Below are 26,110 nucleotides of genomic sequence, written 5' to 3'. Positions count from 1 at the left end.
CAATGGGTAACGCGCCGCACCTTCGAGGCCTGCAAGGCCATGCTTACGCGGCGCGTTCCTCGTACCGCCAACCCGCACGTCTTTTGACGCGCGAGGCTGGTGAGGACTTTTGGGTCGATATTCATGGCGAGGAGCATGCCGTTTTGGGCAGCGCCTATCTGCGTGACATTGTGGTCGACCCACCGCTGGGGCAGGCCCCGCGGAAAATAACATTTCCAGACGGTACAGTCTTTGAAACCGATGATCACGCTGCCATTGAGGAGCTAACAGGAGCAACACGCGGCTCTTTGTTGCACCACTATGAAAGCTTCAAGCCCCGGTTGGTTGGGGTGGTTGCAGTATGTCTTGCTGCGGCATGGCTGATGTGGCGCTATGGGTTGGATATTATGGCCGCGGTCGCGATCGCCTTTACACCGCCTGTGATCATCGAGCAAATCGACAAAGGCTCAATGCAGACCATCGACTTCTCAATGTCGAAACCGTCACAATTGAGCGACGAACAAAAAGCAGATGTTGAAAGTATTTATCGGCGGATGGTGCGCTCTCTCCCCGATGAGGTTCAGGAGAAACACAGCTTCGAGCTGTTGTTCCGCGACATGCCCGGGATGGGACCAAACGCATTTGCCTTGCCGGGCGGCACCATGGTGATGACTGACGCATTCGTGAAACAATTCCCAGACCCGAATGTAATGGCAGGGGTCTTGGGCCACGAGATCGGGCATGTGGTCGAAGAACATGGCCTGAAGCGGATTTACCGCTCACTAAGCACCTATATTCTAATCGCGTTTCTTGCAGGTGATACTGGTCCAATCTTGGAAGATATCGTTCTGGAAGGAAACCTGCTGCTGTCTTTGTCATTTAGTCGCGCGCAAGAAACTTCAGCGGATGAGTTCGGGCTGACGCTTTCTAATGAGGCGGGGTTTGACCCTGCTGGGTTGAAGGTGTTCTTCAACAAGCTGCACGAGGAATACGGGGATAAAGAGCCTGCACAATGGATGTCCACCCACCCATCCAGCGACCAGCGCGCAAAGGCAATCGACGCCTTCATTGATAAGCTCTAATCACACTCCCTCACGCGGACTTTAATTGCGTCTCCATGTATGGTCGGTATTTCTTACCCATCAGCCGCAAGGAGAGACATCATGAAGCCTGCCACAATGACCTACCATCGACTGGCAATTTTAACCTTCACCGTTCTAGGCGGGTTAGCAGCCCAGACAGAGCGCGCAGACGCCGCAAAGATCACAGTAGCGGGAGGGTGTTTTTGGTGTGTGGAAAGTGATTTCGAAAATGTCTCGGGGGTTTCTGAGGTGGTATCCGGCTTCACCGGCGGTAAAGTTAAAGACCCGACTTACAAGCAGGTCGTAAAAGGTGGAACCGGCCATCTTGAGGCAGCGCAGATCGACTATGACCCTGCAAAGATAAGCCTCAAAACACTGTATAGTCTGTTTTTTCGCTCCATTGACCCAACAGATGCCGGCGGGCAGTTTTGTGACCGTGGTGCCAGCTACACTTCTGCAATCTTCGTGAGCACTGATGCTGAGCGCAAAGCCGCAGAGGCCGCCAAAGTCAAAGCTGAGGCCGCATTAGGCCAAAAAATCGTAACCCCTATTCGCAACGCGGGAGAGTTTTACCCCGCTGATGCGGGGCATCAAAATTACTACAAGCAAAGCAGCACCGTGCTGACGCGCTTTGGCCTCATCAGCAAGGCTAAGGCATACAAAAAGTACCGCAAAGCCTGCGGCCGCGACCAACGAGTAAAACAGCTATGGGGCGTAGACATGCACGGGCGTTCGGGCCATTCCCTGTAAACTCCCTACCTACAATAGAGAGCGCTTTGGGCGTCCGGAACTTGCCCCGCCACACATGCGGCGAGGCGCTTAGCCTATTCCTCTTTCTTAGGGCACTCTTCGACCAAAGGCAGGGCCTTATTGGCAGCGCCAGATAAGGTAGGCACCTGCGCAGAGCCGGAGCCCCCCATAGACACCATGCCTTTGAGGTCGATTTTAGCAGCCTTCAACTCAATCCCTGAAGCGCTGATCGTAATCGAGCCGCCGGGACCTTTGATGGTGAATTTATCGAAGGCCATCAAGGTGTGCTTGCCGGTATTATTGGTAATGCTATCGACCACGTTCAGGGTGTATTTCCCCGAAACTTCCTGTTCCACGTTACGGCCCACTTCAACTAAGTGATCGGCGTAAATGGTTTGCTTGTGGATGTTGCCGACGTTGACAACATGGTCTTTACCATAATTCTCGATCTGGTTCGCACCAACCTTGTAGTCGACGTTATTGCCAATAACATGCCGAGCATCATTGCCGACGCTTTCCGTGTGATCATGGCCAACCGAGATTGTCTTGTCATTTCCAACGGTCTCAAACTGATCATGATCCACCCGTTTTTCGCGGTCATTTTCAATGTGGATTTCTTGGTCTTTCTGACCATGCATATAGATCTTTTCTTGATCTTTCTGGTCCTCAAAGGTCAGCTCGTTGAAACCGCTGCCTTGGTGAGTGTCGGTCTTAAACACGGATTTGGTCTTGTTGGATGGCAATGAATAAGGGGCATTGTTTTTACCGTTATAAACGCAGCCAGTAACCAACGGTTGATCAGGGTCACCCTCAAGAAACTCGACCACAACTTCCATGCCGATACGCGGAATAATCATGCCGCCCCAGCCTTTGCCTGCCCAATTTTGAGATACGCGGCACCGCATCGAATACGCTTTGTCACGATCCCAGTGAAAGTGGACCCAGATGCGGCCATATTCATCGCAATCAATCTCGCCTTCGCCGACAACTGTTGCGGTTTGGGGGCCGTGCACGATGGCGCGTGGAGTGACACGCTCCGGCTCAAAGGGTTCTTCTACGGGGGTCATGACATAGCTGGCCGTATAGGCATAGCCATCGTCTTTTTGCCCGCCGGACCCATAGGCCTGCGAGCGGAAACTGTAATCCACGCGCGCACACAAGAATGACTCGTCCAGGATGCCAGGCACTTGTTGGCCACCAACCTTAACGATGCACCCGGCATTCAATGACACCACATCGCCTACCGCCGAATGGAAGTGGTCGTTGGAGCGTTCTTGCAGCGTACGAAGCTTTACAACCTCTGTGCCCTGACCACCGTCTGGATAAACGCCGGGGTAATCAAAGCTCTCGATCTGGCCATGTTCATAGGCGGCATCGCCGACTTGCTCCGTCAACATTTGCGACACTGGCGTTTTAAAGTTGTAATCTGTCAATGTGACAGCACCAGTGGTCAAGAGGCGACGAGGCTGCCAATGCCAGAAGTGCTCTTCCGGCGGGCGGTGTTGGCCGTCGATCGGATAGAACGGCACCGTCACTTGATCAACCACCGGGAAGTTATCCATATCGTCATTCAGGACAAGCTTGTGAGAGCCGTCTTCATGCACAAAGAAGTAGTGGATACCAAAGCGTTCCAGCATGCGGGTCACAAAGGTAAAATCGCTCTCGCGATATTGCACCGTGTATTCCAGATCAGGATAAGACTTACTGAGGTTAATCTCGTAAGGCGTACCGCCGTGACCTGAATAGTCACCGAAAACTTCCTCAACAATGTCGACTACGGTCATGTTGTGGAAAATGCGCTGGTTGCGGCGACGTGTGGCCAACCAGAACCAAGGCCGCAACACCAGATTGTAAGTGTTGCCGTTCTCTTGGACACCAGTCCATTCGGCCTCGGTCACGACGCCATCAAAGAAGGATTTTTCGCCTGACATGGAATCAAGCTCAACAGTAGCGTGAGTACCGATCAGATCATTGAAGTCGATGTTTGCCTCGTGGGACAAAGCCTCGACGGTGAATTCAAACAGGTCGTTAATACTGCTATGTCCGTCGAATCGCAGCAGAACTAAATGGTCTGCGCCAAGCGACGTATGGAGTTTACCGGCCTTGTTGTCTTGGGAAAATGGCTTGTTCATAAAAATAGAACCCGATTAAAAAATGAAATATGTACCATGACGGTACTCTTGTCGCGGCAATTTGCCAAGAATTGATGCGCAGTAGGCGCGTATTTACAGGGTTTTGATCGCAAAAAAGTAGTAGATAAGCTCTTTGGAACGACTTTCAGGCCCCATCCGAAGTCCAATATGGGGAAACTTCGGGGCCCTTACTGCGCACCAGCAATATTATCATAGAAGCAACACCTACATCGAAATGCCGAATATAGAGTGCAACTTGCGTCGGCCTACCCTCGAGGATTTACGAGCTTTGCAAGCACCGTATCGCGGGTAACTTGGCCGATAAGTTCGCCATCGCGAGTAACGCCTATAACGGGGGTGTCGCTCATCAGATCCATGATGGATTTTACATCGGTGTCGGCGTCAACGGTTACCTTGGGCTTCCCCTGCACCGGCTCCACCATATCGCGGGCACATAAAACCCCAAGTGGATTCATATGCGCTACAAAATCGGCCACGTAATCGTTCTGTGGGCTGGTAAAAATCTCTTGTGGTGTACCACATTGCACGATCCGCCCGCCTTCCATAATGGCGATGCGATTGCCAATTTTGAACGCTTCATCCAGATCGTGAGAAACAAAGATGATCGTGCGTTTGAGTTTTTGTTGCAGCTCCAGCAACTCGTCTTGCAAGCGGGTGCGGATCAGCGGATCAAGCGCTGAAAACGGCTCGTCCATCAGCAAAATCGGCGCGTCAGTAACGAAGGCGCGCGCAAGGCCCACGCGTTGCTGCATACCGCCTGACAAATCACCAACTTTGCGGTCCGCCCAGTCAGCCAGCCCCACAAGATCAAGTTGCTCCTCAACCTTAGTGTTTCGCTCTGCCAGCGGCATGCCGCCCAACTCCAGCCCAAGGCCCACGTTTTCGCGCACACTGCGCCACGGCAGCAGCCCGAATTGCTGGAACACCATCGCAATGGTGCCAAGACGCATGCGGCGCAGAGTCTTAGAGTCGGTATTGGTGATGTCCACCATGACGCCATTGTCGTTCACTTCGACTTGACCGCGCACAACAGGGTTCAACCCGTTTACCGCGCGCAACAGGGTCGATTTGCCTGAGCCAGAAAGCCCCATGAGGACCAAAATTTCGCCCTCTTCCACCGTGAGGGAGCAGTCATGCACACCCAATATTTGGCCAGTGGCTTCTTGAATTTCAGCGCGCGTTTTGCCCTCGTCCATCAGGGCCAGCGCGCTTTGTGGTTTATCACCAAAAACAATCGAGACGTTTTGGAAATCTACGGCGCTCATTCGGTATACTCCTGTGGCTCAAAACGAAGCACCCCGATCACGCCGGAATGGCCAGTATCAGTGGGGTGGTTTTGACCGTCATTCACAATCACTTCGCGCAAGAATGGCGTCTCGCCCTCAAGACATGCGAGACTTATGCCCAACTCATCAGGGTTCGAGCGGCGTTTATGGTGGGTATAGATGCCACAGGTTTTACAGAAGTAGTGCTCTGCTTGCATCGTGTTGAATTGGTAAAGTGACAGATTGTCCGCACCCTTGGTGTAGGTGATTGCCCCGGCCGAGGCGGTTACAGCTACCGCGCCACGGCGCGCGCATAGCGAGCAATCGCATCGCCGTGCTGTTGCAATCCCGTCGGTTAGCGTCACTTCGAACTGCACAGCGCCGCAGTGGCAGGCCCCTTTTACAACGCTCATTTATCGCCTACCCGCAGCATCCGGTCGAGCATGATAGCCACGACAACAATCACAAAACCAGCCTCAAACCCAAGGGCGGGGTTCACTTGGTTCAAGGCGCGCACCACCGGCACGCCAAGCCCATCCGCCCCGACCAGTGCCGCGATAACGACCATGGACAGCGACAACATAATGGTTTGGTTCAAGCCAGCCATAATCTGGGGCAAAGCATAGGGTAGCTCTACCTTCCACAGGGTTTGGCTGGGGGTCGCCCCAAAAGCTTGGGCCGCCTCCAGCAAGGGTTTCGGGGTGGAGGACACGCCCAAATGCGTGAGCCGGATCGGCGCAGGAAGCACGAAAATCACCGTGGCAATCAGACCCGGGACCATACCGATACCAAAGAACACAATGGCAGGGATCAGGTAGACAAAGGTTGGCAGGGTCTGCATCAAGTCCAAAATGGGGCGCATGGCGGCAAACAGGCGGGGCCTATGAGCGGCGGCGATACCAATCGGGGTGCCTACGGCCATGCAAACCACGCAGGCCGATAACACAAGTGTCAGGCTTTCCGTGGTTTCTTCCCAATAGTCTTGGTTGAGAATGAAGAGGAAACCCAAGGTCACAAACAAGCAAGTTTTCCAACTCCGTTGCAGCACCCAAGTCAGGGCGACAAAGGCCGCAATAGTAATAAACGGATGCGGAGATTGCAGCACCCATAGAATGGCGTCAATCAACGCCTCCATCACAAGTGAAAGGCTGTCAAAGAATGGCTCGCCCGCGTCTTTAAGCCACTCGAAAAGTGATTTTGCGGTCTTCCCGATCGGGATTTTGGTGTCTGTAAGCCAGTCCATGATATCTTTCCAAATAGGTGTGGCGATCATGACCGCAATCAGCCGCGACCGGAAGTCGAATTATTACGGCTATTTGGGGGTAAGGTGCCAAATAGCCTCGCGCGCGGCCACGACCCCCTTCAACCCACCCAAGACGTCAACGCACTTAAGGCATCTTAAGTGGAAACCCGCATCATAGTGGCCACGTATCTCGGCCTCGGACACTGAAAACGGGGGGCCATTTATTTGGGACTGGTCATATTCGAATGAGATCAGGAGCTGAGGTGCTTTCTCTGTGATGACAGAAAGGTGCTCCGCATAATCAGCACGCATAGCAGCCGGCATAGCAACCATGGCTGCCCGGTCATAAACAGCATCTACAGGGCCGAACATATCCTTGGTAACTTCAAAGAAATCACCGACAAGGATGTCGATATTAGGGGAGCTGAACCGCTTTATCAGCCCTAGGTCTTCAATCTCTGGCGTCAGCTTCATTTCAAGGAATAACTGCTCTATTGCCAATGTGCTTAGCTCCACCCCTGTGACACGAAACCCCTCCGACACCAGCCATGCAATATCGCGTGTTTTTCCACACAGAGGCAAGAAAACATGACTTCCCGGTGAAAGAGCCAACTGCGCGAGCTGTGTGCGCAAAAGTACATTAGGTTGGCCCTCGTGAAACGCTATTTTTCCAGCATCCCAGCGTGCGTGCCAAAAGTCAGCGTCCATATGTGTTCTCCTTCGGGATGCAAAAAAGGCCCAAGCGTGAAACGCTCAGGCCTTTGATTTTTTACAAAGCGCTCACAGGTTAGAGACCCAATGCAGCTTTCGCAGCTGCAACAGCATCGCCACCGTCTTTGGTTGTCACACCATCGAGCCAGCTCATAACAACGTCAGGATTTGCAGCCATCCATGCAGTAGCTGCATCATCTGCATCTTCACCATCATTCAGGATGGCACCCATGATCTCGTTTTCCATTGCCAATGTGAATTTTAGATTGCCAAGCAGTGCGCCGACATTCGGGCAATCCTCAACCAAGCCCTTACGCGTGTTGGTGTAGATAGTTGCCCCGCCTAAATCTGGGCCGAAGAACTCGTCACCACCGCTTAGATAGCCCATATCAAAGTTGGCATTCATCGGGTGAGGCTCCCAACCAAGAAAAATCATCGGCTCGCCCTTCTTGGTGGCGCGCTCTACTTGTGCCAGCATCCCTTGCTCGGACGATTCCACGACCTCGAAGCCTTTCAGGCCGAAACTATCACCGTCAATCATGGACTGGATCAGGCGGTTACCGTCATTGCCAGGCTCAATGCCGTAAATCTTACCCTCAAGCGCATCTGAATTGGCGGCGATATCTGCAAAGGTTTTAATACCTAGCTCCTTGGCCACAGAATTCACTGCCAGAGTGTATTTTGCGCCTTCCAAGTTTTCGCGAAGCGTAACCACCGTGCCAGCTTCACGGTAGGATGCAATGTCACCCTCCATGGTTGGCATCCAATTGCCCAAGAACACATCAATATCGCCTTCAGCCATAGACGTATAAGTGACGGGAACCGATAGTAGTTTAATGTCTGTTTCATAACCCAGCGCATCCAGCAGCACAGTGGTTGCAGCAGTGGTGGCTGTAATATCCGTCCAACCTACATCAGAAAACGTGATTTCTTCGCATGCGGCGAATGCAGGTCCGGCAATTGCAGTGATTGCTAGTGCGGAAAGGGTGGTTTTGATGGACATTTGGTAGTCTCCCAGTTCATGTTTTAATTTGTGCGCAAGGCTATACCGCTCGTGGCGGGTGTAAAGCCGGAAGTGGTAGGAGAACGACATGGGCAAGGTAGCAGTCTTGGGGATTTTCGTAGCAGACGCGGCCTTTCGGGCCAATCGAATGCCGCTGATTGGGGAGACAATTTTAGGGAACTCCTTTGCTCTGGGACCGGGCGGTAAAGGGTCTAATCAGGCGGTAGCGGCCGCCAAAATGGGGACGGAAGTGGCATTTATATCGGCTCTTGGGGTTGATCCGTTTGCTCAGATGGCACGCGACATGTGGGCCGAGGCAGGTGTGACGCCAGTGATCCGTGAGATCAGCGATAGCTACACTGGTGCGGCGTTTATCTATGTGAATGAAGAAACGGGAGACAACGCAATCATTGTGTCCCCGGGTGCAGCCGGATTGATTGGCCTTGAAGACATTGAGCGTGCGCGAAGCGAAATTGAGAGCGCTGACGTATTTATGACTCAGCTGGAGCAACCAATGAATGCGGCTTTGGAGGGCTTGCGCGTGGCGCGCGCAGCGGGTGTAACCACCTTGTTAAATCCGGCTCCGGCAGCTGAACTTTCGGGCGAAATGTTGGCATTATGCGACTACATCACCCCGAATGAGACCGAGACAGAAGCGGTAACAGGGGTTGCTGTGACCGATGCCGCCAGCGCTGCGATAGCCTGTGCGGTATTGAAAGATATGGGTGTTGGCACGCCAATTATCACCATGGGCGGGCAAGGGGTTTACTTAGAGGGACACGGCATGGTGCCTGCTATCAACGCGGGCACGGTGGTCGAAACCACGGGTGCAGGGGATGCATTCAATGGCGGGTTTGCCAGTGCGTTGGCGCGTGGCTTGCCGCCGTTGGAGGCCGCACAATTTGGCTGTGTCGTCGCAGGAATATCAGTGACCCGCCCCGGTGCAGCATCGTCAATGCCCACCCGCGACGAAGTAGATGCGTTGCTAAGTTAGTAGGACGCTGTTGGAAACAGCGAGACGAAACTAGTCCAGCGGTGGAAGGGGGCGCTTGAGCCCGGACGCTTTAATCGCAACGAAAGTGAAGTCGCCCTCAGTCACCATGAGCAACTCACTCGTGCGTTGACGGCGAACCCATGTTTCCACATGCATAGTGATGGAGGTATGCCCGGTTTTAACGATCTGGGTGTAAACAGACACTAAATCCCCCACCAAGATCGGCGCATGAAACCGCATGGCCTCAATAGCAACCGTTGCGACACGGCCTTTGGCGCGTTGCTGTGCAGTGGTGCCTGCCGCAATGTCCATTTGCGAGATCACCCACCCCCCGAAGATATCACCACCTGAGTTGGTATCCTTGGGAAAGGCCACCGTTTGCAAGGTCAGATCACCTTCGGGAGAGGGGTTGTTCAGGGCCATCAGACGATAGCGGCCTCAGTAGCGTTACGCAGGTCTTCCTCGGTTACGCCCTCGGCGCATTCGACGATGCGCAAACCGCCTTCTACCACGTCCAGCACGCCAAGGTTGGTGATGATGCGGTCTACCACTTTTTGGCCGGTTAGCGGCAAGGTGCAGGCTTTCAACAGCTTGCTGACGCCGTGCTTGTTGGTGTGATCCATGACCACCACAACGCGGCCGACACCTGCCACCAGATCCATCGCGCCACCCATGCCTTTGACCAGCTTGCCGGGGATCATCCAGTTGGCGAGGTCACCATTTTCCGCCACTTCCATCGCGCCTAGAATTGCCATGGCAATCTTGCCACCACGGATCATCCCGAAGCTTTGCGCGCTATCGAAATACGCGGTTTGTGGCAGCTCGGTGATGGTCTGCTTGCCCGCGTTAATCAGGTCGGCGTCGATGTCTTCCTCAAGCGGGAAAGGCCCCATGCCAAGCATCCCATTCTCCGATTGCAACGTGACTTCCACGCCTTCGGGAATGTAGTTGGACACCAGCGTCGGGATGCCGATGCCGAGGTTCACATAGGTGCCGTCTTGCAGCTCTTGCGCGGCCCGTTCGGCCATTTGATTGCGATCCCACATGTTATGCGCTCCTCGTCGTGCGTTGCTCAATTCGCTTCTCGTGGTCGCCTTGAATAATGCGATGCACATAGATGCCGGGCAGGTGGATGGTGTCGGGATCAAGCGAGCCAGTTGGCACGATTTCCTCGACCTCCACCACGCAGGTCTTGCCGCACATGGCAGCCGGAGGATTGAAGTTGCGGGCGGTTTTGCGGAACACCAGATTGCCCGTCTCGTCAGCTTTCCACGCTTTCACAATCGCGAGGTCGGCAACGATGCCTTCCTCCATGATGTAGGTCTCGCCGTTGAAGTCTTTGTGCTCTTTGCCCTCGGCAATCACGGTGCCAACGCCGGTCTTCGTGTAAAACCCGGGGATGCCGCAACCGCCTGCACGCATACGCTCGGCCAAGGTGCCTTGAGGGTTGAATTCCAGTTCCAACTCGCCAGACAAATACTGGCGCATGAACTCGGCGTTTTCGCCCACATAGGAGGAGATCATCTTCTTGACCTGCTTAGTTTGCAGCAAGATGCCGATGCCAAAATCATCCACGCCCGCGTTGTTGGACGCAAAGACCAAATCTTTGGTGCCCGCGTCCTTAATTGCACTCAACAATAGCTCGGGAATGCCGCAAAGCCCGAAGCCGCCAGCGGCAATAAACATGCCATCATGGAGCAACCCGTCGAGCGCCTCGGATGCGGAGGGGTAGATTTTCTTCATGGAGGATTCCTCTGAAACTTGCCGTTGATCGGCTGTTGCCGCCATTTGTTGCGTGGATTTGCTGCGGTTGCAACATCGTTTGAGGAAACATTGGTGCGCAATTGGCAATATCTGTCCCATTCAAACTGCCGAAGCTTCGAGTTGCGCGTCATGACTTGTCGCTTCGAATGACGCACGATAGGTCTGCTTCAACACCCAACAACAAAGGACGCCACCTTATGCCCGATGTTTTTCTGGTAATGAACGCTGGCTCATCCAGCCTCAAGTTCGCAGTCTACACCGCCAGTTCTGATACCCCCGTTTTGAAGGGTAAGGTCTCTGGGATCGGGCGCGCGCCAGAATTTTCTGCGACCGGGGCACAAAGCGATGCGCTTGGCACGCTCACCCCGGAAACACCGCACAGTGAAGTCGTCCAGCGGGTGCTAGGTTGGCTGACGGCTCATTCTGATTTCGGGCATATTGCAGCAGTTGGTCACCGCGTAGTGCACGGGGGGCAAAACTTTTCCAAGCCAGTTCTCATTTCCGATGACGTGCTGGAGCAATTGTCCGCGTTAGAACCACTGGCCCCCTCCCACCAGCCCCATAACCTAGGCGCTGTTCGGGCTGTTCGCGGGTGGAAAGAAGACCTCCCCCAAGTGGCCTGCTTCGACACCGGGTTTCATGCCAGCCAGCCAATCGTCAACCGCATGTTTGGATTGCCACGCACGCTGACCGAGCAAGGCATTATTCGTTACGGGTTTCACGGGCTATCTTACGAGTATATCGCCCGAATTTTGCCCCGCCATTTAGGGCAGCTCTCTGATGGGAAAATTGTTGTGGCACACCTTGGAAACGGGGCCAGCATGTGCGCCATGCAAGCACGACGCAGCGTTGCCACGACGATGGGGTTTTCAGCCCTTGATGGGCTGGTTATGGGCAGGCGGTGCGGCAGTCTTGACCCCGGTGTGCTCATCTACATGCAGCAAAGCATGGGACTATCAATCGAGCAAATCGAAACGCTACTTTACAAAGAATCCGGGCTGTTAGGGGTGTCCGGCGTGTCCAACGCCATGCAAGTCTTGCAAGACAGCCCAACCCCAGAAGCAAACCAAGCAATCGAGTTATTTTGTCTGCGTGCAGCACAAGAGTTGGCACGAATGCTACCGTGTATTGGCGGATTGGACGCTTTGGTGTTTACGGCGGGCATCGGTGAGAACTCGGCTCGAGTTCGGTCAGGCATTTGTGCACATCTAGAATGGCTTGGCATACATCTGGATTCGGAGGCCAACAGAAAGGGGCAAACAATGCTCCATGCCAAAGACAGCACCGTTCAAGTTTGTGTATTACCCACCGACGAAGAGGGCGTAATTGCTGGGCATCTACGTGATTTAGTACAATAATCGATCTAAAAGCATGCTTTTAGGCCAGTAAAGTCACGCGGCGATTGACGTGCCATGGTGTTTTGGTTTTGAATAGGCAAATCGCCTAATTTTATTTCTTTTGAAGCGACGTCGAATGTATTTTATTGAATTATCCCATTGCCAGCTCTTGAGGCAGGCATGACTTCCAGTACCACAAACACAGACCGGGGACCCGGTCTCATGGACGGTGACCGCACGGTTCCGCCCTCATCAAATCTGCGCACAATCATTGCACCAGACCTATATGCAATGATGCCAGAACTGAAAGAAGACATTCAGCTTCAGCCGCGTGCAAACGAAACCGTGTCGTTCCTGTTAGCGCGGTTACGATCTTCGACTACTCCCGAAGAAGCTGTGACCCTAGCCGCCTACGCGTTCCAGCCGCGAATTGCCGTCTGGTGGGCGCATGAATGTATAGCCACCATGCGCGAGCATCTAACACCTGTAGACCACCAGTTATTAGACATGATCAGCACATGGGCGCATGACCCGTCAGACAGCAATCGCCAAGCCATCTATGACATCGCCCTGCAAGCTCCGTCAAAGACACCCGGTGTCTGGCTTGGTTTGGCCACAGGTGCCTCTGGGGGAGGCTCTAGAGGCGAGCGGATTGACCTAAGCACCCCTCGTGCGGCAAACGCTGGTGTCCTGTCTTGCCTAGCGCGTGGTGGACTACAACAACGCTCCATCAACCTCGCGCGGTTCATTACTCTCGCGCAAACCCTAGTCGGCGACTAAAAATTACCTTATCTATTTCTACCAAGCCTCGCGATGCGGGACTCACAATGATATCTGATTCTCTCAACTATTTACCCAAAGCCGAAGACCGCCATGAAACTAACTTTGAAAATAGAGAACCATGATTTCCTCGAAGATGGAGGTCCTTTAGAGATCGCCGTTGAAGATCGCGGAATTTTGGTGGGTCGTGATGGAGCCATGGATTGGACGCTACCCGATCCTGCACGTCATATTTCTAGCCAGCATTTTGAGATTACTTTCCAAAATGGCGCCTACTGGCTCAATGACACCTCGACCAATGGCACGTTTTTGCAAGGTTATTCGCATAGGGTCGAAAGCCCATACCAGTTAGCACACATGGACCGCTTACAGGTTGGTCACTACATAATAGTCGTCGTTTTGGACACTGCAGAAGCTGGGTGGCAAGCACCTGCCCCGGCCTCGCCAGTAGCAGCGCCTCCAGCAGCCGGCGCTGACCCTTGGTCAATGGGCGGCGGGCCGGCTGAACCCATCAATGTTACCCCTACTGAAGAAAACGAATGGCGTGGTGACTTTGGCGACAACTTTATTGTGAACCCCACTCCACCTCCGACACCGACACCACCCCCTAGCGCGCCAGCGGCACCGCCTGCGGCAGGCGGATCTCCTTTCGCCGCAGCGACGCCCCCCGCACCTGCACCTGCACCTGCACCTGCACCTGCACCTGCACCTGCACCTGCACCTGCACCTGCACCTGCACCTGCACCTGCACCTGAAGGATTCGCACCTGCACCTGTTGCACCACCTATTTCGGCCCCTCCCCCTCCAGCCCCCCCCGCAGCAGCCCCTCCGGCCCCCGCAGTCCCCATGGCTCAAGCTGGTCCTAGCGCCGACGCTATACTGCGGGCTTTTTGCGAAGGTGCCGGCCTGCCCGTGCAAAATTTGCCAGCGAAAGATTCGATGGAAATGGCCCGTGAGTTGGGCCAGTCTTTGCGGGTAGCCACTGAAGAGCTAAAGGCCCTTCTTGGGGCTCGTGCTGCAACTAAACAATTCGTCAAAAGTGGCTCTCGAACTATGATGGAGCAAACCGACAACAACCCCCTGAAGTTTATGCCAGACGCCATTCAGGCGATGGATGTCATGTATATCAACCCCCGCGCTGGGTATTTGAACGGCACCGCCACACTGGTCGAGGCCTTTGGCGACATCAAACGCCATCAAACGGCCGTATATTCTGCAATCCAACCGGCACTTGCCCGATTACTAGAAGACCTGTCGCCCGAAGCTATTGAAAAGCGGTCAGGGGGATCCGGGGCGCTTGCCGTGGTTGGCGGCGGCAAGAAGGGCCGCAACTGGGAAGTTTTTGTAGAGCGCTGGGATGCCAAGACCCACCCCTATGAAAACGGCATGCTCGACGTATTTCTCGCGTATTTTGCCGAAGCATACGACGCCTCTATCAAGGCAAGTGGCGGCAATAGATAAGGCCCCTGACCTGTGCGACAGGAATATACACAGTTTATTCACAAACGTGAAATCGACACCTAACTAGAGTGTGCTCACCCTGCGCTCATTGACCAAAGGTCATCTAATTGGTATATTGAGCGCAGTATTTTATTGAAGGGTCTTATAATGAAACGCCTCTTTGCGATCGCCGCTGTGTTTGCGGCACTCTCAGTTCCAGCGTCTGCTCAGTCGGCCTATACCACCGAGGAACTTGTTGATTTCTACATTAACTCTCTCGATATGGGTGGAACTCGTGGCATCTGTATTGGCACCGCTCAGGAGTGCGATACGCAAGCCGCACCGTCCATCCCGCAAGGCTTGGATATGCGAATCAACTTCGAGCTGGATTCAGCTAAATTGACTTCTGAGGCCCGTGAAAGCTTAAAGATTTTCTCACGGATGATGAAAGATGAGCGCCTGGAAATTGCTCGTTTCGTTGTTGAGGGCCATACCGATGCTCGCGGCACCGAAGGTTATAATCTGGATTTATCGGAAGCGCGTGCCGCTTCTGTTTCCAAGTTTTTGACTGAACAAGGTATTTCCGAGCAACGTCTGTCAGCCATCGGGCTTGGCAAAGCGCAACCTCGTGTTGACGATGAGTTCGACCCAGAAAACCGCCGCGTAGAACTACGCATTGACCTGCGCTAAACGCACGTCAAAGCTAGCCACGATTTGACACGAGCAACCATCCGCCCTTTGGTTTGGGCGGGTGGTTGTTTGCTTTTCAGGACCTCGCATGAATTACGCTAAGATTACGGACCCTATCTCCCCCGATGCCCCTTGTGGCCCCGACCTGCTGGCAGAAGATGATCCGGCCTTTCTGGATTACTTTTTCGAAGCGCCAGAACGAATGCCAACTAAGTATTACGACTTGGTGCGAGAGCAACTATTCGACCCGAAGTCGATCGACTTTAAGGCAGAAGATAAGCTGGTCGAGGGACTGTTGAACCGGACGCGGGATCTACGTTTGCTAGGCATTCAAGCGCGCTTCCAAATTTTAGCTGGGCGGCTGCATGGGTTTTGCGATGCTTTTGTCGCTATGGCCGATGTTCTTGAGCAACACCCTGTAGATACCCATCCACAAGTGAATGGCGACAACAATGAGCGCCGCAACGCACTTGAAGAACTGAACACGCTGGCGACAGTAACTATGCCGCTGCAATATGCGACATTGGTTGAAGACCGACGCGCAGGCGTGGTGAATCAGCGAATGTATCTTCTGGCGACAGGGCAGGTGGAACCCCGCGAAGATGAAGTGGCCGGAGATGCGGGAACTTTACTTGGAGCGCTCAGCAATGAGACCAACCAGAAGGATGTAGACAAAACTCACGAAAAATTACTGGCCGCCAAGCAAGCCGTGACACGCATTATTGCCGTGACCAAAGCGCAAGAGGACAGCCCCTTTACTCCCGACATCGAAAAACTGAACTCCCGCCTGGGAGAGTTGGTTGAATTTGTTGAGCAAGCCCGACCCGATTTAGGTGGAGCTGATGAAGAAGAGGAAGCCGAAGGTGATGGCGCGCCACTACCCGGCGACGAAGGTGCGCAACTTGAAGGTGATGTACCAGCAGCGGCGCAGGCTACCACCTTGTCTGGACCGGTAGTGATCCCGACATATTCCGTCGCCCGTATGGCGTTGGAGGTTGTGGAACAGTATTTCGCCACCAAAGAGCCGTCGGCGGCAGCCTTGCTACTGGTAACTCAGGCGCGCTTGTTGATTGGAAAACCTTTGGTCGAGGCGCTAGATACGCTACTTCCAGAACACTCCGGGCAAGCCAAGATCGACTTTGGGTCTGAAACTGGATTCGTCATTTCCATGGACCGCCTGCGGACCTTATCCGGAGAGATGCGTGCAGCAGCCGGCCCTGACGCCAGCGAGGCGCAAGGCCAAGTGCCCGATTCGATATCTACGCGCCCTGATGCAGCCGCAGTCATCAAAGCCGTGGAGGATTTCTATCGCCGAAGCGAGCCAGTCAGTCCGATTCCAATACTTCTGTTGAAAGCACGGGGGTTTATGGATAAAGATTTCCATGCTATCGTTAAAGAATTGATGCCCTCACCTGAGGGAGACGGCTCGTAAATCTGACCTAAGGTCACGAACAACGGGTTTATTTGGATTTGAACGTGAAGGAAGAGTGAAAAATCACCTAAATGCGTTGACAGCAAAAGGTGATTGAGGCTTTCTTATCGCGTAGATTTTAGGGAGAGGGAATATGGCCTCAGATTCAGCGACAGGTTTTATCAAACGGAATCGCCCACCTCGGGTGAACATTTCTTACGCCGACCCCTACGAATCCGACAAGATGGTAGAGTTACCATTCGTGATGGGCGTTATGTCAGACTTAAGCGGCAATGCCTCCGAAGTCGAAAAAGAGCCCGTTGCCGATCGTGAGTTCACTCGCGTCGATCAGGACAGCCTTGATGACTATATGGAATCTGTGTCTCCGGGTCTGTCTATGCGCGTAGAGAATACGCTTGATCCCGAGTCCGACAGCAAATTAGGCGTGAGCTTAAATTTTAAAAAAATGGATGATCTCTCACCTGGTGAAATTGCTCGTCAGGTTCCCGCACTTGCTAAATTGCTGGAGGCACGCACTCAACTTGCAAACCTGCAGCGTTACATGAACGGTAAGTCCGCAGCTCAGGACCAGATCAAAGCGTTGCTAGAAGATCCCGAATTAATGGCAGCACTTGCCGAGCGTACGCCTAATCCGGATAGCACCGAAGAAGAAGACTAATATATTCACCGCGCTCAAGACTGATTGCGCGGGCACAAAAGATTGTAAGGGGATGCGATAATGGCGACAGAAGCCCAACAGGAAGGCGCCCAAGCTGGTGGTGCTCTTAGTGAGCTCGACGAGTTTTCTGATGTTTTAAAGCAGAATTTCAAGCCGCGCTCAGACGTCGCTGCAAAAGAAGTTGAAAATGCTGTTACCACTCTTGTGGCAGCTGCGATGCAAGACCAAGATTTGGTCGCCGATGACATCATTGATACAATAGATCAAATGATCGCCGCCATTGATGAAAAACTGACCTCGCAGGTCAATGCCATCATCCATGATGAAGAATATCAAAAACTGGAAGCCTCTTGGCGTGGGTTGGCCTATACGGTCAATAATTCCGAGACGGATGCATCCTTAAAAATCAACGTCATGAACGTCTCCAAGGCCGAGCTGGAGCGCGAATTGCGCTCCTACCCCGGCGCCAAATGGGACCAATCCCCACTATTCAAGCAAATCTACGAAGCCGAATTCGGTCAATTAGGTGGCCAGCCGTACGGTTGCTTGATCGGGGACTTCTACTTTGATCAATCCGCATCTGATGTGCGCTTGCTACGTGATATGGGCAAAATCGCAGCTTCTTCCATGGCTCCGTTTGTGTCTTCGGTTGCGCCAACCTTAATGGGTATGGACAGCTGGAACGAGCTGAACAATCCGCGCGACCTATCCACCGTATTCGACACGCCTGATTACGCGGCATGGAATTCACTACGCGACAGTGAAAACTCCCGTTATATTGGCCTTACTATGCCACGCGTCTTGTCACGCGAGCCGTATGGCCAAAACTCCCTGCCAGTTGATGAATTCAACTTCGAGGAGGAAACCGATGGGCATGAAGGCACCAAGTATGCATGGATGAATGCGGCGCATGCAATGGCTACGAACATCAACCGTGCTCATAAGGAGTATGGCTGGACCGTCCAAATTCGTGGCGTGCAATCAGGCGGCGAAGTCACCAACCTACCGGCCCACACATTTGACACTGGTGACGGGTCCACCGACCTGAAATGCCCTACCGAGATTGCTATCTCTGATCGCCGTGAAGGCGAGTTGACCAAAGCAGGTCTCATCGGGCTAGTTCACCGTAAGAACACTGACAAAGCGGCTTTTATCGGCGCGCAGTCTATCTACAAACCGAAGGTCTACAAAGATGAACAAGCCACGGCGTCTGACAATATGTCAGCCCGCCTACCCTACATCTTTGCGGTCTCGCGTTTCAGCCACTACCTGAAATGCATGGTCCGTGACCAAATCGGCATGTCCCGGTCTCGCGACCAGATTGAGCGCGAGCTACAAAGCTGGATCATGAAATACGTACACCTGAACCCTGACAACGCGACAGAGTCTGAAAAAGCTCTCAAACCGCTTGCTGGGGCTACGGTCAAAGTTATTGAGGACGAAGAAAACCCAGGCTACTATATGGGTAAGTTCTTCCTCAAACCGCACTTCCAAATGGAAGGAATGGATATCGGGATGAGCCTCGTATCCAAACTACCCGGTGGGAAATAAGTGATTTCATTAGAGAAATTTTTCACCGTTTTATTTTAACCAAGGAGAAGACACATGGCTGTCGATATTTTTCTGAAACTGTCGAGCATCAAAGGCGAATCTCAGGACGCCGCACACAAAGAAGAGATTGATATTCTGAACTGGGGTTTGGGCATGTCCCAATCCGGCACCACCCACATGGGCGGCGGCGGCGGCGGCGGTAAAGTCGACGTTCAAGACATCAACATCATCAAATATGTTGACCAGTCCTCCAACGATCTGATCAAAAAATGTACTGCTGGTAAGCACATCGACGCTGGCCTGCTGACTGTACGTAAATCTGGCGGCGACGCTCCGGTTGAGTACTTCAAGCTGCACATGGAAATGATCATCGTATCCAGCTATTCGACTGGCGGTTCCAAAGACGGTCTTGACCGTATCGAAGAATCACTGACCCTGAACTTCCGTCGTTTCAACATCGAATACACGATGCAAGACGACAAAGGTGCAGACGCTGGTACAACAACCGCTGGTTGGGATATCGCAGAGAACAAACCATGGGATGGCACAGTTTCCCCGGCATAAGCCGAAAACAAACCATCACTATAAATTCAAGGGGGCGCCGCGACATGTGGCGCCTTCTATTCCCCCGGACCGCAGCCGGAGATATGCTGCTTCGCGGATTACCGCGTTCACCCTTCGGGCGATGGTCTGACAGATACATCGCCAGAGTGTGCCAAATCCAATGAACCCTCCTCGCTCCTCCAACTCATCTAAACGCAAGCCTGGCCAACAAAACCAGGTGTCGTTGATGCATGTGTTCCGGGAAGCAGCGCGTCACAAAGATGCGAAAAAGGATGGAGCCGTTTACAAAGAAGGTGAGCGAGAGCTGACCACCCGCACAATGCAACGCCGGCAAGGTGGGGATCAGACCTCGCTGAAGGCACATTTGAACGAAGACTTATCCAACCTGCTTCATACAATTCGCCTCGATGCGGCGGTTGATTTGGGCAAGCACAAACATGTGGCAAAGTCAGTCTTGAATTTTGGCATGGATGACATGGCAAACATGTCTGCCAATTATGAGAACCGTGGCCTATTAGAACGCCGCTTACGGCAGGCTTTAATCGACCACGAGCCGCGCTTAATTCCAGAAAGTATTGAGGTCACCATTCGGGAACAAGATCACGAATTAACCCAAAAAGTAGCCTTTGACATCTCCGCTGATCTGGCCGCCAACCCCATTGATGTGCCGCTGGAATTCGTTGCCGAGATTGACGTCGGAGCTGGCAAAGTTAGCCTTGCAAAACTGAAGGTCAACCGATGAAAAAGGCCTTTCTAGATGCCTACGAGCGCGAGTTGTCACTACTGTACGAACGCTCTCAAGAATTTGCAGCGGATTACCCCGGCATTGCTGAGCGCCTTGGCGGCTTGGTGCAAGACAACATGGACCCGGCTGTTGCTGGACTGCTGGAAGGCACCGCCTTTATGGCCGCCCGCGTTCAGTTGAAAATGCAGCAGGAATTCCGCACCTTTACCAATGAGTTGTTGGAACAATTACTCCCTGACATGCTTGCGCCAACACCCGCCGTGATGCTCGTGCAGGCACACCCGCCCTACGACAATCAAGACTTGCTTGATGGCATGTCCTTTCCCGCCGGCTCCTACATGGATGCCCGCTATCTGGATCGAGAAAAGCGTATTTCTGCACGGTTCCGCCTGTCGGCACCCTTGAAGCTATGGCCCCTAAAAATCACAGATGCCGCCTATCTGAGCGGCCCTGCCCCATTGCAGGCTCTTGGCTTTGACGTGGCACCCGGCACGGTCAGTGGATTGAAAATTTCATTCATGCGCCCCTCGATGGAGGACGCAGAAAAGGCTGACGGGCCAATGTCCGAGTTAGAACTCGACACGATGCCCATTCATTTGATCGGGGATATGAGCGAAACTGTTGCCCTCTACGAGCAGTTGTTTTGCAATGTAAACCGCATCACCCTGCGCTACCTAGATAACAACGGCGACCCTGCATTTATTCGCCTCGACCCCAATGTGATCGAGCAGATAGGCTTTGACGACAACGAGGCATTGTTTCCCGAGGATATCCGCGTTTTCCGTGGCTACACAACCCTGCGTGAAGCCTTCCTTTTCCCACAAAAATTCCTTGGATTTCGACTGGCTGGTATTAACAGCGCTCTAAAACGTATCGCAGCCAGTGAGTTTGATCTGATCATCGAGTTAGACACTCTTAAGCAAACATTGCCCGCACGCGTCGGGCCACAACATTTTGCATTATTCGCCGTGCCTGCAATCAATCTGTTTGAGGAAAACTCCTCTCAGGTGAAGGTCGACCCGCTGCGCCACGAATACATTGTAACGCCCGACAGCAGCCCATCATCACACTACGAGGTGCATCGGATCACTGATGTTTTCGCCTATTACGCAGGCGTGCAAACCAAGGTTCCGGTTCATCCGCTTTATGGCGTGCCAGCCGAACAGATTAATCCACACGAGGCCCTGTACTACACATATGCACGCAAAGAACGCAGGCTCACTCCCAACGAGCGGCGTTTTGGCGTGCAGCACAATTACAAGGGAACCGAGACCTTCATTTCAGTCTACGAGCCTGAGGGGTTGGACGACGATCAGCGGGTGCGCCGCCTTCAAGTTAAAACCCTGTGTTCTAATCGGCATTTGCCGGAATATTTACCCCTGAACCAAAAGGGTACCGATTTCAATCTAAACGACGATCTGACCGTGGACCTTAGCTGCATCGCGGGGCCTACTGCCCCTCGCGAGGCCGTGGCAGAAATGGAAAGTGACGCGCCACACCGTGCGCAATCCGGAGACGTGTATTGGCGCTTGATTAGCCACTTGTCATTGAACCAATTTGGCCTATCGGATCGTGGCAGCCGCGATCAAGCGGCGGGTCTGCGTGAGATGTTGCAACTTTTCTCCGACCTGACCAACAAGGTCACGGAGAAGCAATTACAGGCCATCAAGGGTATTGAAACCCGCCCGGTTGTGCGCTCAGTTAAACGCGATGGTGGTTTCCATGCGGCCCGTGGGATTGAGGTTCGCGTGACCTTCGACGAACGCGGCTTCGAGGGCTCCGGCATCATGTTTCTGGGGGCTATATTGGACCGATTTTTTGCTGATTATTCTGCAATTAACAGCTTTACCCAAACAGTTATCGTCTCGGAGCAACGTGGCGAAATCAAATCATGGCCGCCTCGTTCCGGCTCCGGCCCCCTCCTATGACCAAAATCCCTAAAAAGAAAAAACCCGAGATGATGGGGCCACCTCCGCCACCCCCTGCGGATATTCTTGAGGGTATGAACCGGCGCGCGATGCTGAAGGCCACACCTTGGCGCTTTGGCTTTCTTGCCACGCTGCGCGAGATGGAACGCACCCATCCTGAAAAACCGCGCATTGGGCAAAATGCAACCATCAAAGAAGAAGTTGTCTCCCTAAGCCAAGACCCCTTCATGGATTTCCCGGCCTCTAATATCACCGCATTTGAGCAAAAATCCGGCGGTAAACCGGGGCGGCTCAATACTAAATTTCTAGGCTTTTATGGCCCTCAAGGCGCATTGCCGCTCAATACCACGGCTGAGGTGCAGGGATGGATGAATGCCCGTGACCCAAGTTTTGCGCGCTTCACCGACATTTTTGCCAACCGCTTCTTGCAACTATTCTACCGTGCATGGGCCGACGCCCGCGCCATTTCACAGTTTGACCATCCCACCGGCGACCGCTTTCAAGCCTATGTTGGCTCGCTTGCGGGGCTCGGCACCCCTGCCTTCAAGGATCGTGACCACATCCCAGATGTAGCGAAACTGCCTCTGGTAGCGTTGTTTTCAGGACGCATTAAATCGGCTGTTCGCCTGCGCCAAATGCTAGAGCTTTTGCTTAAAGTGCATATTGTGATCGAAGAACACGTCCCCAGCTGGATGAGTTTTGAGCCGCAGGATTTAACCCGTATGGGCGTTTCCGGCAGCCATCTAGGTCAAAACGTGCACCTTGGCAGCCGCGTGCCGGCAGTGAATGAAAAAGTCTGCATTCATGTGCGCACGGAAAGTCTTGAAGAGTACCGCAGCTACTTACCCGGCGGCGATAACTTTACCCGTCTGACTGATATCGTGATCTGGTACTTGGGCGTAACCATCGAGGTGGATGTGTCCTTGTCTCTACCCGCCGATCAAGTGCCCGCCGCCAAACTTGGGGCGCAAACCGCCCTCGGGTGGACGGGTTGGATCGACCCAGAAATACCCAAAGACGACGCACCACGACGCTACGTGCAAGCGGCGCAATTTTCAACTGACCGCGCCCCGGCAAAGGTCGCGGCATGAACCAATTAAATTTTCGATAATGGGGAAAGAATTATGAGTGACATTTCAATGGAAACCGTAGCTGGCAAACTCAACCGAGTTGGCTACGACGCATTTGTGCAATCGCTGCGCCACGCAAAAGGCGAAGGAAACCGGCACGTAGAGCTAGCCCACTGGCTGTTCCATGTCGTCTCCAATAAAAACTCCGACATTTCCAAAACTTTGAACCACTTCAAGCTGGATCGCGGCCAAGTGCTCAAGGATTTAGGTGTCATCATTGATGGCATGAAGAAGAATGCGACTGATATGCCATCGGTCTCGGATCATGTCACCGACCTGCTGGACCGCGGTTGGCACTACGCCACTTTGCTGTTTGCCGAGACCCAAATCAGGACAGGCCATGCGCTGGTCGCCTGCCTGAAATCAAAAGAATTGAAACGAGCGTTGTTCCAATGCTCGCCAGTATTTCAAAAATTGAACGCTGAATCTCTGGTATCTGAGGCCCGCTCCGCATGGTCTGAATCCGATGAGGAAGACATGCGCCCGATGGATGGGTCCGGCCTTGTGGCCCCGTCCGGTGGAGCAGCAGGAACCGAAGGCGGTGGCGGCACGACAGCGCTTGATCGCTTCTCCATCGACATGACCGCCGACGCCGCATCTGGTAAAATGGACCCAATAGTTGGCCGTGACGAAGAAATTCGCCAAATCATCGACGTACTTTTGCGCCGCCGCCAGAACAACCCGATCCTAACAGGCGAGGCCGGCGTCGGTAAAACCGCCGTGGTCGAAGGATTCGCCCAACGCCTTGCTTCCGGCGACGTTCCGCCAAAACTCCGCGGCACAAAATTGCATTCCCTCGACATCGGATTGATGCAAGCGGGTGCCTCCATGAAGGGTGAGTTCGAGCAGCGTTTACGCTCTGTTATTGACCAAGTACAAGCGTCGCCAACCCCAATCATCTTGTTCATCGACGAGGCGCACACATTGATCGGCGCGGGCGGCGCCGCTGGCACAGGTGATGCTGCCAACCTGCTGAAGCCCGCACTTGCACGCGGCACATTACGCACCGTCGCCGCGACCACCTTCGCCGAATACCGCACCCACTTCGAAAAAGATCCGGCCCTAACTCGCCGCTTCCAGCCAGTAGATGTAGAAGAGCCGGAAATTGAGCAATGCTGCTACATGATGCGCGGCATTATGGCCCCAATGGAGAAGCACCATGGCGTGCGAATTTCCGACGAAGCCATCGTCGCCGCCGTGTCGCTATCACACCGCTATATCCCGTCACGGCAATTGCCCGACAAAGCGGTGTCACTGTTGGACACGGCCTGTGCACGGGTGGCAATCAGCCAGTCGTCAACCCCTGCCCGCCTTGCAGATGTGAAAGAAAGCATCGCCGCATTGGTTTCTGAGATCAAAGCCAAAACCGCGCAACGTGATCTTGGGGAAGAGAACGAGGACCGGATCAAAGAGGCCGAGGAAGATAAGGCAAAAGCCGAGGTCGAGTTGGCCGAATTGCAAGTAAAGTATGACGCCGAGAAAATCCTTGTTGATGAGATACTAGAACTGCGCAAAAATCTTGTACCTGAAGGTGAAGATCCTGAGGAGGAAGAAGCCGTCAAGGCAGAAGAGGCCGCTCCTGAGGATGACAGCGAGGCCGAACCAACTGAGGGCGAAGCCACTGAACCTGAAGCCGAGGCCGAGGCAGGAGAAGACCCTGAAGCCATTCGCCTCAAACTGCATGAGAAAATTTCTGAACTAGAGGAAGGCGACCCCGACGACCGCATGGTCTATGCGCACGTGGATGAGCAGGCTGTCGCCTCGGTGATCTCAGACTGGACGGGCATCCCCGCGGGCCGCATGGTCACCGACGAATTGCAGGCCATTCTTACCCTTGCTGACCGCCTGAAAGAGCGCGTTATCGGGCAAGACCACGGGCTGCAAATGATCTCCAAGCGTATCGAGACCAGCCGCGCCAAACTAGCCAACCCGAACAAACCTATCGGTGTGTTCATGCTGTGTGGTCCATCCGGCGTTGGTAAAACGGAAACTGCTTTAGCGCTGGCCGAAAGCCTATATGGCGGCGAGCAAAACATCATCACCATCAACATGTCCGAGTTCCAAGAGGCGCACTCTGTGTCGCTTCTCAAAGGGGCACCTCCCGGTTATGTCGGCTACGGCGAAGGCGGCCGATTAACTGAGGCCGTGCGCCGCAAGCCGTATTCTGTGGTGCTCCTTGACGAGGTGGAAAAAGCCCACTCGGATGTGCATGAGCTGTTCTTTCAGGTCTTCGACAAAGGCATCATGGAGGACGGCACAGGTCGCTCTATCGACTTCAAAAACACGCTGATCTTGCTAACGTCGAATGTTGGCACGGATGCGATCATGGACGTTGCCAAATCCGGCGAAGAAAACCCCGACCTTGAGGCGTTAGAAGAAGCAATGAAACCTGCGCTACAATCGGTCTTCCCGCCTGCACTATTGGGTCGGATCGTCAACATTCCGTACTTCCCCCTCAACACCGAGGTACTGACCGGGATCACCAAACTCAAGCTTGGCTCGATCGTGAAGCGGATGAAGCAGAACCATGGCGCGACCATGACCTATGCCGACGACGTTATCGCGCATATCGTCGATCAATGCCGCGACCCCGACAGCGGTGGGCGTATGGTGGACAATATCATCACCAACTCGATCCTGCCGGACTTGTCGCGTGCAGTTCTGTCCAAGATGGTAGCTGGTGATGAGATCGAAACGGTCGAAGTGACGCTTAAAGATGGCGCGTTCGAGTATAAATTCGCGTAGCACCAACCTTATAAATCGTGAAACCTATGGGCCTTGCTGTGAAAAGTAGGGCCCATTGTCATTTTGCATTAGATTTCTTTAGACCGCACCTCATGAGAAGGTTAAGTTGACGGGATTTCAGTGAAGAGGGTCAATTTCAGGCCCGCATTACCTAAAGGATTTTAAA

Annotated in this window: 24 protein-coding genes; 15 read left to right on the top strand and 9 right to left on the bottom strand. The window is 53.6% G+C overall.

From position 1 onward, the window contains the following. Positions 1-2: 2 nt before the first annotated feature. A complete protein-coding gene (locus AC3Y7R_RS08170) occupies positions 3-1,061 on the top strand; it encodes a M48 family metallopeptidase (RefSeq protein WP_490041538.1) in 1,059 nt (352 codons plus the stop codon). Between the two features lie 81 nt (positions 1,062-1,142). Next, positions 1,143-1,811 (top strand): peptide-methionine (S)-S-oxide reductase MsrA, encoded by a 669-nt coding sequence (gene msrA, locus AC3Y7R_RS08165; protein WP_490041537.1) that lies wholly within the window; start codon positions 1,143-1,145, stop codon positions 1,809-1,811. 74 nt (positions 1,812-1,885) lie between these two features. Here the strand turns inward: msrA and AC3Y7R_RS08160 are convergent, their stop codons facing one another. From AC3Y7R_RS08160 to choX, 6 genes are all read right to left on the bottom strand, one after another. Next, positions 1,886-3,943, bottom strand: coding sequence for a type VI secretion system Vgr family protein (locus AC3Y7R_RS08160; RefSeq protein WP_490041536.1), 2,058 nt, complete (start codon positions 3,941-3,943; stop codon positions 1,886-1,888). Positions 3,944-4,209: 266 nt separating this feature from the next. Next, positions 4,210-5,229 carry a choline ABC transporter ATP-binding protein gene (gene choV, locus AC3Y7R_RS08155; protein WP_490041535.1) on the bottom strand — a complete coding sequence of 340 codons (1,020 nt, stop codon included), beginning with the start codon at positions 5,227-5,229 and terminating at the stop codon, positions 4,210-4,212. Continuing rightward, entirely contained in the window at positions 5,226-5,642 is a 417-nt protein-coding gene (locus AC3Y7R_RS08150) for a GFA family protein (protein ID WP_490041534.1), read from the bottom strand. The genes choV and AC3Y7R_RS08150 overlap by 4 nt, the downstream gene beginning before the upstream one ends. After that, entirely contained in the window at positions 5,639-6,472 is an 834-nt protein-coding gene (choW, locus tag AC3Y7R_RS08145; RefSeq protein ID WP_490041533.1) for a choline ABC transporter permease subunit, read from the bottom strand. The genes AC3Y7R_RS08150 and choW overlap by 4 nt, the downstream gene beginning before the upstream one ends. A 69-nt stretch (positions 6,473-6,541) precedes the next feature. Next, positions 6,542-7,180: a thiopurine S-methyltransferase gene (gene tmpT / locus AC3Y7R_RS08140; RefSeq protein WP_490041532.1), complete on the bottom strand. Its 639-nt coding sequence runs from the start codon at positions 7,178-7,180 to the stop codon at positions 6,542-6,544. A 79-nt stretch (positions 7,181-7,259) separates the two neighbouring features. Beyond that, positions 7,260-8,186: a choline ABC transporter substrate-binding protein gene (gene choX, locus AC3Y7R_RS08135; RefSeq protein ID WP_490041531.1), complete on the bottom strand. Its 927-nt coding sequence runs from the start codon at positions 8,184-8,186 to the stop codon at positions 7,260-7,262. A gap of 88 nt (positions 8,187-8,274) precedes the next feature. Here choX and AC3Y7R_RS08130 point away from each other — a divergent pair, with 88 nt between their 5' ends. Next, the gene (locus tag AC3Y7R_RS08130; RefSeq protein WP_490041530.1) at positions 8,275-9,180 is read left to right on the top strand and encodes a ribokinase; all 906 of its coding nucleotides are present in this window, start codon (positions 8,275-8,277) and stop codon (positions 9,178-9,180) included. Positions 9,181-9,210: 30 nt separating this feature from the next. On the opposite strand, the gene AC3Y7R_RS08125 is transcribed toward AC3Y7R_RS08130, so the two are convergent. The 3 genes from AC3Y7R_RS08125 to AC3Y7R_RS08115 are packed head-to-tail and all read right to left on the bottom strand — an operon-like array spanning position 9,211 to position 10,923. Then, positions 9,211-9,603, bottom strand: a complete 393-nt coding sequence (locus AC3Y7R_RS08125) for an acyl-CoA thioesterase (protein ID WP_490041529.1) — start codon at positions 9,601-9,603, stop codon at positions 9,211-9,213. Next, positions 9,603-10,226 (bottom strand): 3-oxoacid CoA-transferase subunit B, encoded by a 624-nt coding sequence (locus tag AC3Y7R_RS08120; RefSeq protein ID WP_490041528.1) that lies wholly within the window; start codon positions 10,224-10,226, stop codon positions 9,603-9,605. The genes AC3Y7R_RS08125 and AC3Y7R_RS08120 overlap by 1 nt, the downstream gene beginning before the upstream one ends. A gap of 1 nt (position 10,227) precedes the next feature. After that, positions 10,228-10,923, bottom strand: coding sequence for a CoA transferase subunit A (locus tag AC3Y7R_RS08115; RefSeq protein ID WP_490041527.1), 696 nt, complete (start codon positions 10,921-10,923; stop codon positions 10,228-10,230). A 218-nt stretch (positions 10,924-11,141) separates the two neighbouring features. Here AC3Y7R_RS08115 and AC3Y7R_RS08110 point away from each other — a divergent pair, with 218 nt between their 5' ends. The 12 genes from AC3Y7R_RS08110 to tssH all read left to right on the top strand — a co-directional run bounded on the left by AC3Y7R_RS08110 (position 11,142) and on the right by tssH (position 25,944). Continuing rightward, positions 11,142-12,302 (top strand): acetate/propionate family kinase, encoded by a 1,161-nt coding sequence (locus AC3Y7R_RS08110; protein WP_490041526.1) that lies wholly within the window; start codon positions 11,142-11,144, stop codon positions 12,300-12,302. A gap of 201 nt (positions 12,303-12,503) precedes the next feature. After that, positions 12,504-13,061: a DUF6931 family protein gene (locus AC3Y7R_RS08105; RefSeq protein ID WP_490041525.1), complete on the top strand. Its 558-nt coding sequence runs from the start codon at positions 12,504-12,506 to the stop codon at positions 13,059-13,061. Between the two features lie 93 nt (positions 13,062-13,154). Next, positions 13,155-14,522 (top strand): type VI secretion system-associated FHA domain protein TagH, encoded by a 1,368-nt coding sequence (gene tagH / locus AC3Y7R_RS08100; RefSeq protein WP_490041524.1) that lies wholly within the window; start codon positions 13,155-13,157, stop codon positions 14,520-14,522. A gap of 147 nt (positions 14,523-14,669) precedes the next feature. Further along, positions 14,670-15,191, top strand: coding sequence for an OmpA family protein (locus AC3Y7R_RS08095; RefSeq protein WP_490041523.1), 522 nt, complete (start codon positions 14,670-14,672; stop codon positions 15,189-15,191). An 88-nt stretch (positions 15,192-15,279) separates the two neighbouring features. Continuing rightward, entirely contained in the window at positions 15,280-16,623 is a 1,344-nt protein-coding gene (locus tag AC3Y7R_RS08090; protein ID WP_490041522.1) for a type VI secretion system protein TssA, read from the top strand. A 133-nt stretch (positions 16,624-16,756) separates the two neighbouring features. After that, complete coding sequence (tssB, locus tag AC3Y7R_RS08085; RefSeq protein ID WP_490041521.1) at positions 16,757-17,281, top strand: type VI secretion system contractile sheath small subunit; 525 nt, start codon at positions 16,757-16,759, stop codon at positions 17,279-17,281. Positions 17,282-17,341: 60 nt separating this feature from the next. Next, a complete protein-coding gene (gene tssC / locus AC3Y7R_RS08080; RefSeq protein ID WP_490041520.1) occupies positions 17,342-18,832 on the top strand; it encodes a type VI secretion system contractile sheath large subunit in 1,491 nt (496 codons plus the stop codon). A gap of 54 nt (positions 18,833-18,886) precedes the next feature. Then, the gene (locus tag AC3Y7R_RS08075; RefSeq protein WP_490041519.1) at positions 18,887-19,396 is read left to right on the top strand and encodes an Hcp family type VI secretion system effector; all 510 of its coding nucleotides are present in this window, start codon (positions 18,887-18,889) and stop codon (positions 19,394-19,396) included. A gap of 226 nt (positions 19,397-19,622) precedes the next feature. Beyond that, complete coding sequence (gene tssE / locus AC3Y7R_RS08070; RefSeq protein ID WP_490041518.1) at positions 19,623-20,138, top strand: type VI secretion system baseplate subunit TssE; 516 nt, start codon at positions 19,623-19,625, stop codon at positions 20,136-20,138. Beyond that, positions 20,135-22,069, top strand: coding sequence for a type VI secretion system baseplate subunit TssF (gene tssF / locus AC3Y7R_RS08065; RefSeq protein WP_490041517.1), 1,935 nt, complete (start codon positions 20,135-20,137; stop codon positions 22,067-22,069). The genes tssE and tssF overlap by 4 nt, the downstream gene beginning before the upstream one ends. Then, the gene (gene tssG, locus AC3Y7R_RS08060) at positions 22,066-23,160 is read left to right on the top strand and encodes a type VI secretion system baseplate subunit TssG (protein ID WP_490041516.1); all 1,095 of its coding nucleotides are present in this window, start codon (positions 22,066-22,068) and stop codon (positions 23,158-23,160) included. Before tssF ends, tssG begins: the two co-directional genes overlap by 4 nt. A gap of 33 nt (positions 23,161-23,193) precedes the next feature. After that, the gene (gene tssH, locus AC3Y7R_RS08055; protein ID WP_490041515.1) at positions 23,194-25,944 is read left to right on the top strand and encodes a type VI secretion system ATPase TssH; all 2,751 of its coding nucleotides are present in this window, start codon (positions 23,194-23,196) and stop codon (positions 25,942-25,944) included. Positions 25,945-26,110 lie beyond the last annotated feature (166 nt).

The sequence above is a fragment of the Litoreibacter sp. genome (assembly GCF_058136045.1).
Note: the sequence above shows the minus strand (reverse complement) of the source record. Positions and strands in the feature narration are given on the sequence as shown.

Coding starts and splice junctions, on each gene's coding strand:
- choX (WP_490041531.1), bottom strand. CDS start 8,186: ATGTCCATCAAAACCACCCTTTCCGCACTAGCAATCACTGCAATTGCC.
- tssF (WP_490041517.1), top strand. CDS start 20,135: ATGAAAAAGGCCTTTCTAGATGCCTACGAGCGCGAGTTGTCACTACTG.
- AC3Y7R_RS08150 (WP_490041534.1), bottom strand. CDS start 5,642: ATGAGCGTTGTAAAAGGGGCCTGCCACTGCGGCGCTGTGCAGTTCGAA.
- AC3Y7R_RS08160 (WP_490041536.1), bottom strand. CDS start 3,943: ATGAACAAGCCATTTTCCCAAGACAACAAGGCCGGTAAACTCCATACG.
- AC3Y7R_RS08115 (WP_490041527.1), bottom strand. CDS start 10,923: ATGAAGAAAATCTACCCCTCCGCATCCGAGGCGCTCGACGGGTTGCTC.
- AC3Y7R_RS08130 (WP_490041530.1), top strand. CDS start 8,275: ATGGGCAAGGTAGCAGTCTTGGGGATTTTCGTAGCAGACGCGGCCTTT.
- tagH (WP_490041524.1), top strand. CDS start 13,155: ATGAAACTAACTTTGAAAATAGAGAACCATGATTTCCTCGAAGATGGA.
- AC3Y7R_RS08105 (WP_490041525.1), top strand. CDS start 12,504: ATGGACGGTGACCGCACGGTTCCGCCCTCATCAAATCTGCGCACAATC.
- AC3Y7R_RS08090 (WP_490041522.1), top strand. CDS start 15,280: ATGAATTACGCTAAGATTACGGACCCTATCTCCCCCGATGCCCCTTGT.
- AC3Y7R_RS08110 (WP_490041526.1), top strand. CDS start 11,142: ATGCCCGATGTTTTTCTGGTAATGAACGCTGGCTCATCCAGCCTCAAG.
- tssC (WP_490041520.1), top strand. CDS start 17,342: ATGGCGACAGAAGCCCAACAGGAAGGCGCCCAAGCTGGTGGTGCTCTT.
- AC3Y7R_RS08075 (WP_490041519.1), top strand. CDS start 18,887: ATGGCTGTCGATATTTTTCTGAAACTGTCGAGCATCAAAGGCGAATCT.
- tmpT (WP_490041532.1), bottom strand. CDS start 7,180: ATGGACGCTGACTTTTGGCACGCACGCTGGGATGCTGGAAAAATAGCG.
- tssE (WP_490041518.1), top strand. CDS start 19,623: ATGCATGTGTTCCGGGAAGCAGCGCGTCACAAAGATGCGAAAAAGGAT.
- tssB (WP_490041521.1), top strand. CDS start 16,757: ATGGCCTCAGATTCAGCGACAGGTTTTATCAAACGGAATCGCCCACCT.
- AC3Y7R_RS08095 (WP_490041523.1), top strand. CDS start 14,670: ATGAAACGCCTCTTTGCGATCGCCGCTGTGTTTGCGGCACTCTCAGTT.
- tssH (WP_490041515.1), top strand. CDS start 23,194: ATGAGTGACATTTCAATGGAAACCGTAGCTGGCAAACTCAACCGAGTT.
- AC3Y7R_RS08170 (WP_490041538.1), top strand. CDS start 3: ATGGGTAACGCGCCGCACCTTCGAGGCCTGCAAGGCCATGCTTACGCG.
- AC3Y7R_RS08125 (WP_490041529.1), bottom strand. CDS start 9,603: ATGGCCCTGAACAACCCCTCTCCCGAAGGTGATCTGACCTTGCAAACG.
- AC3Y7R_RS08120 (WP_490041528.1), bottom strand. CDS start 10,226: ATGTGGGATCGCAATCAAATGGCCGAACGGGCCGCGCAAGAGCTGCAA.
- choW (WP_490041533.1), bottom strand. CDS start 6,472: ATGGACTGGCTTACAGACACCAAAATCCCGATCGGGAAGACCGCAAAA.
- choV (WP_490041535.1), bottom strand. CDS start 5,229: ATGAGCGCCGTAGATTTCCAAAACGTCTCGATTGTTTTTGGTGATAAA.
- msrA (WP_490041537.1), top strand. CDS start 1,143: ATGAAGCCTGCCACAATGACCTACCATCGACTGGCAATTTTAACCTTC.
- tssG (WP_490041516.1), top strand. CDS start 22,066: ATGACCAAAATCCCTAAAAAGAAAAAACCCGAGATGATGGGGCCACCT.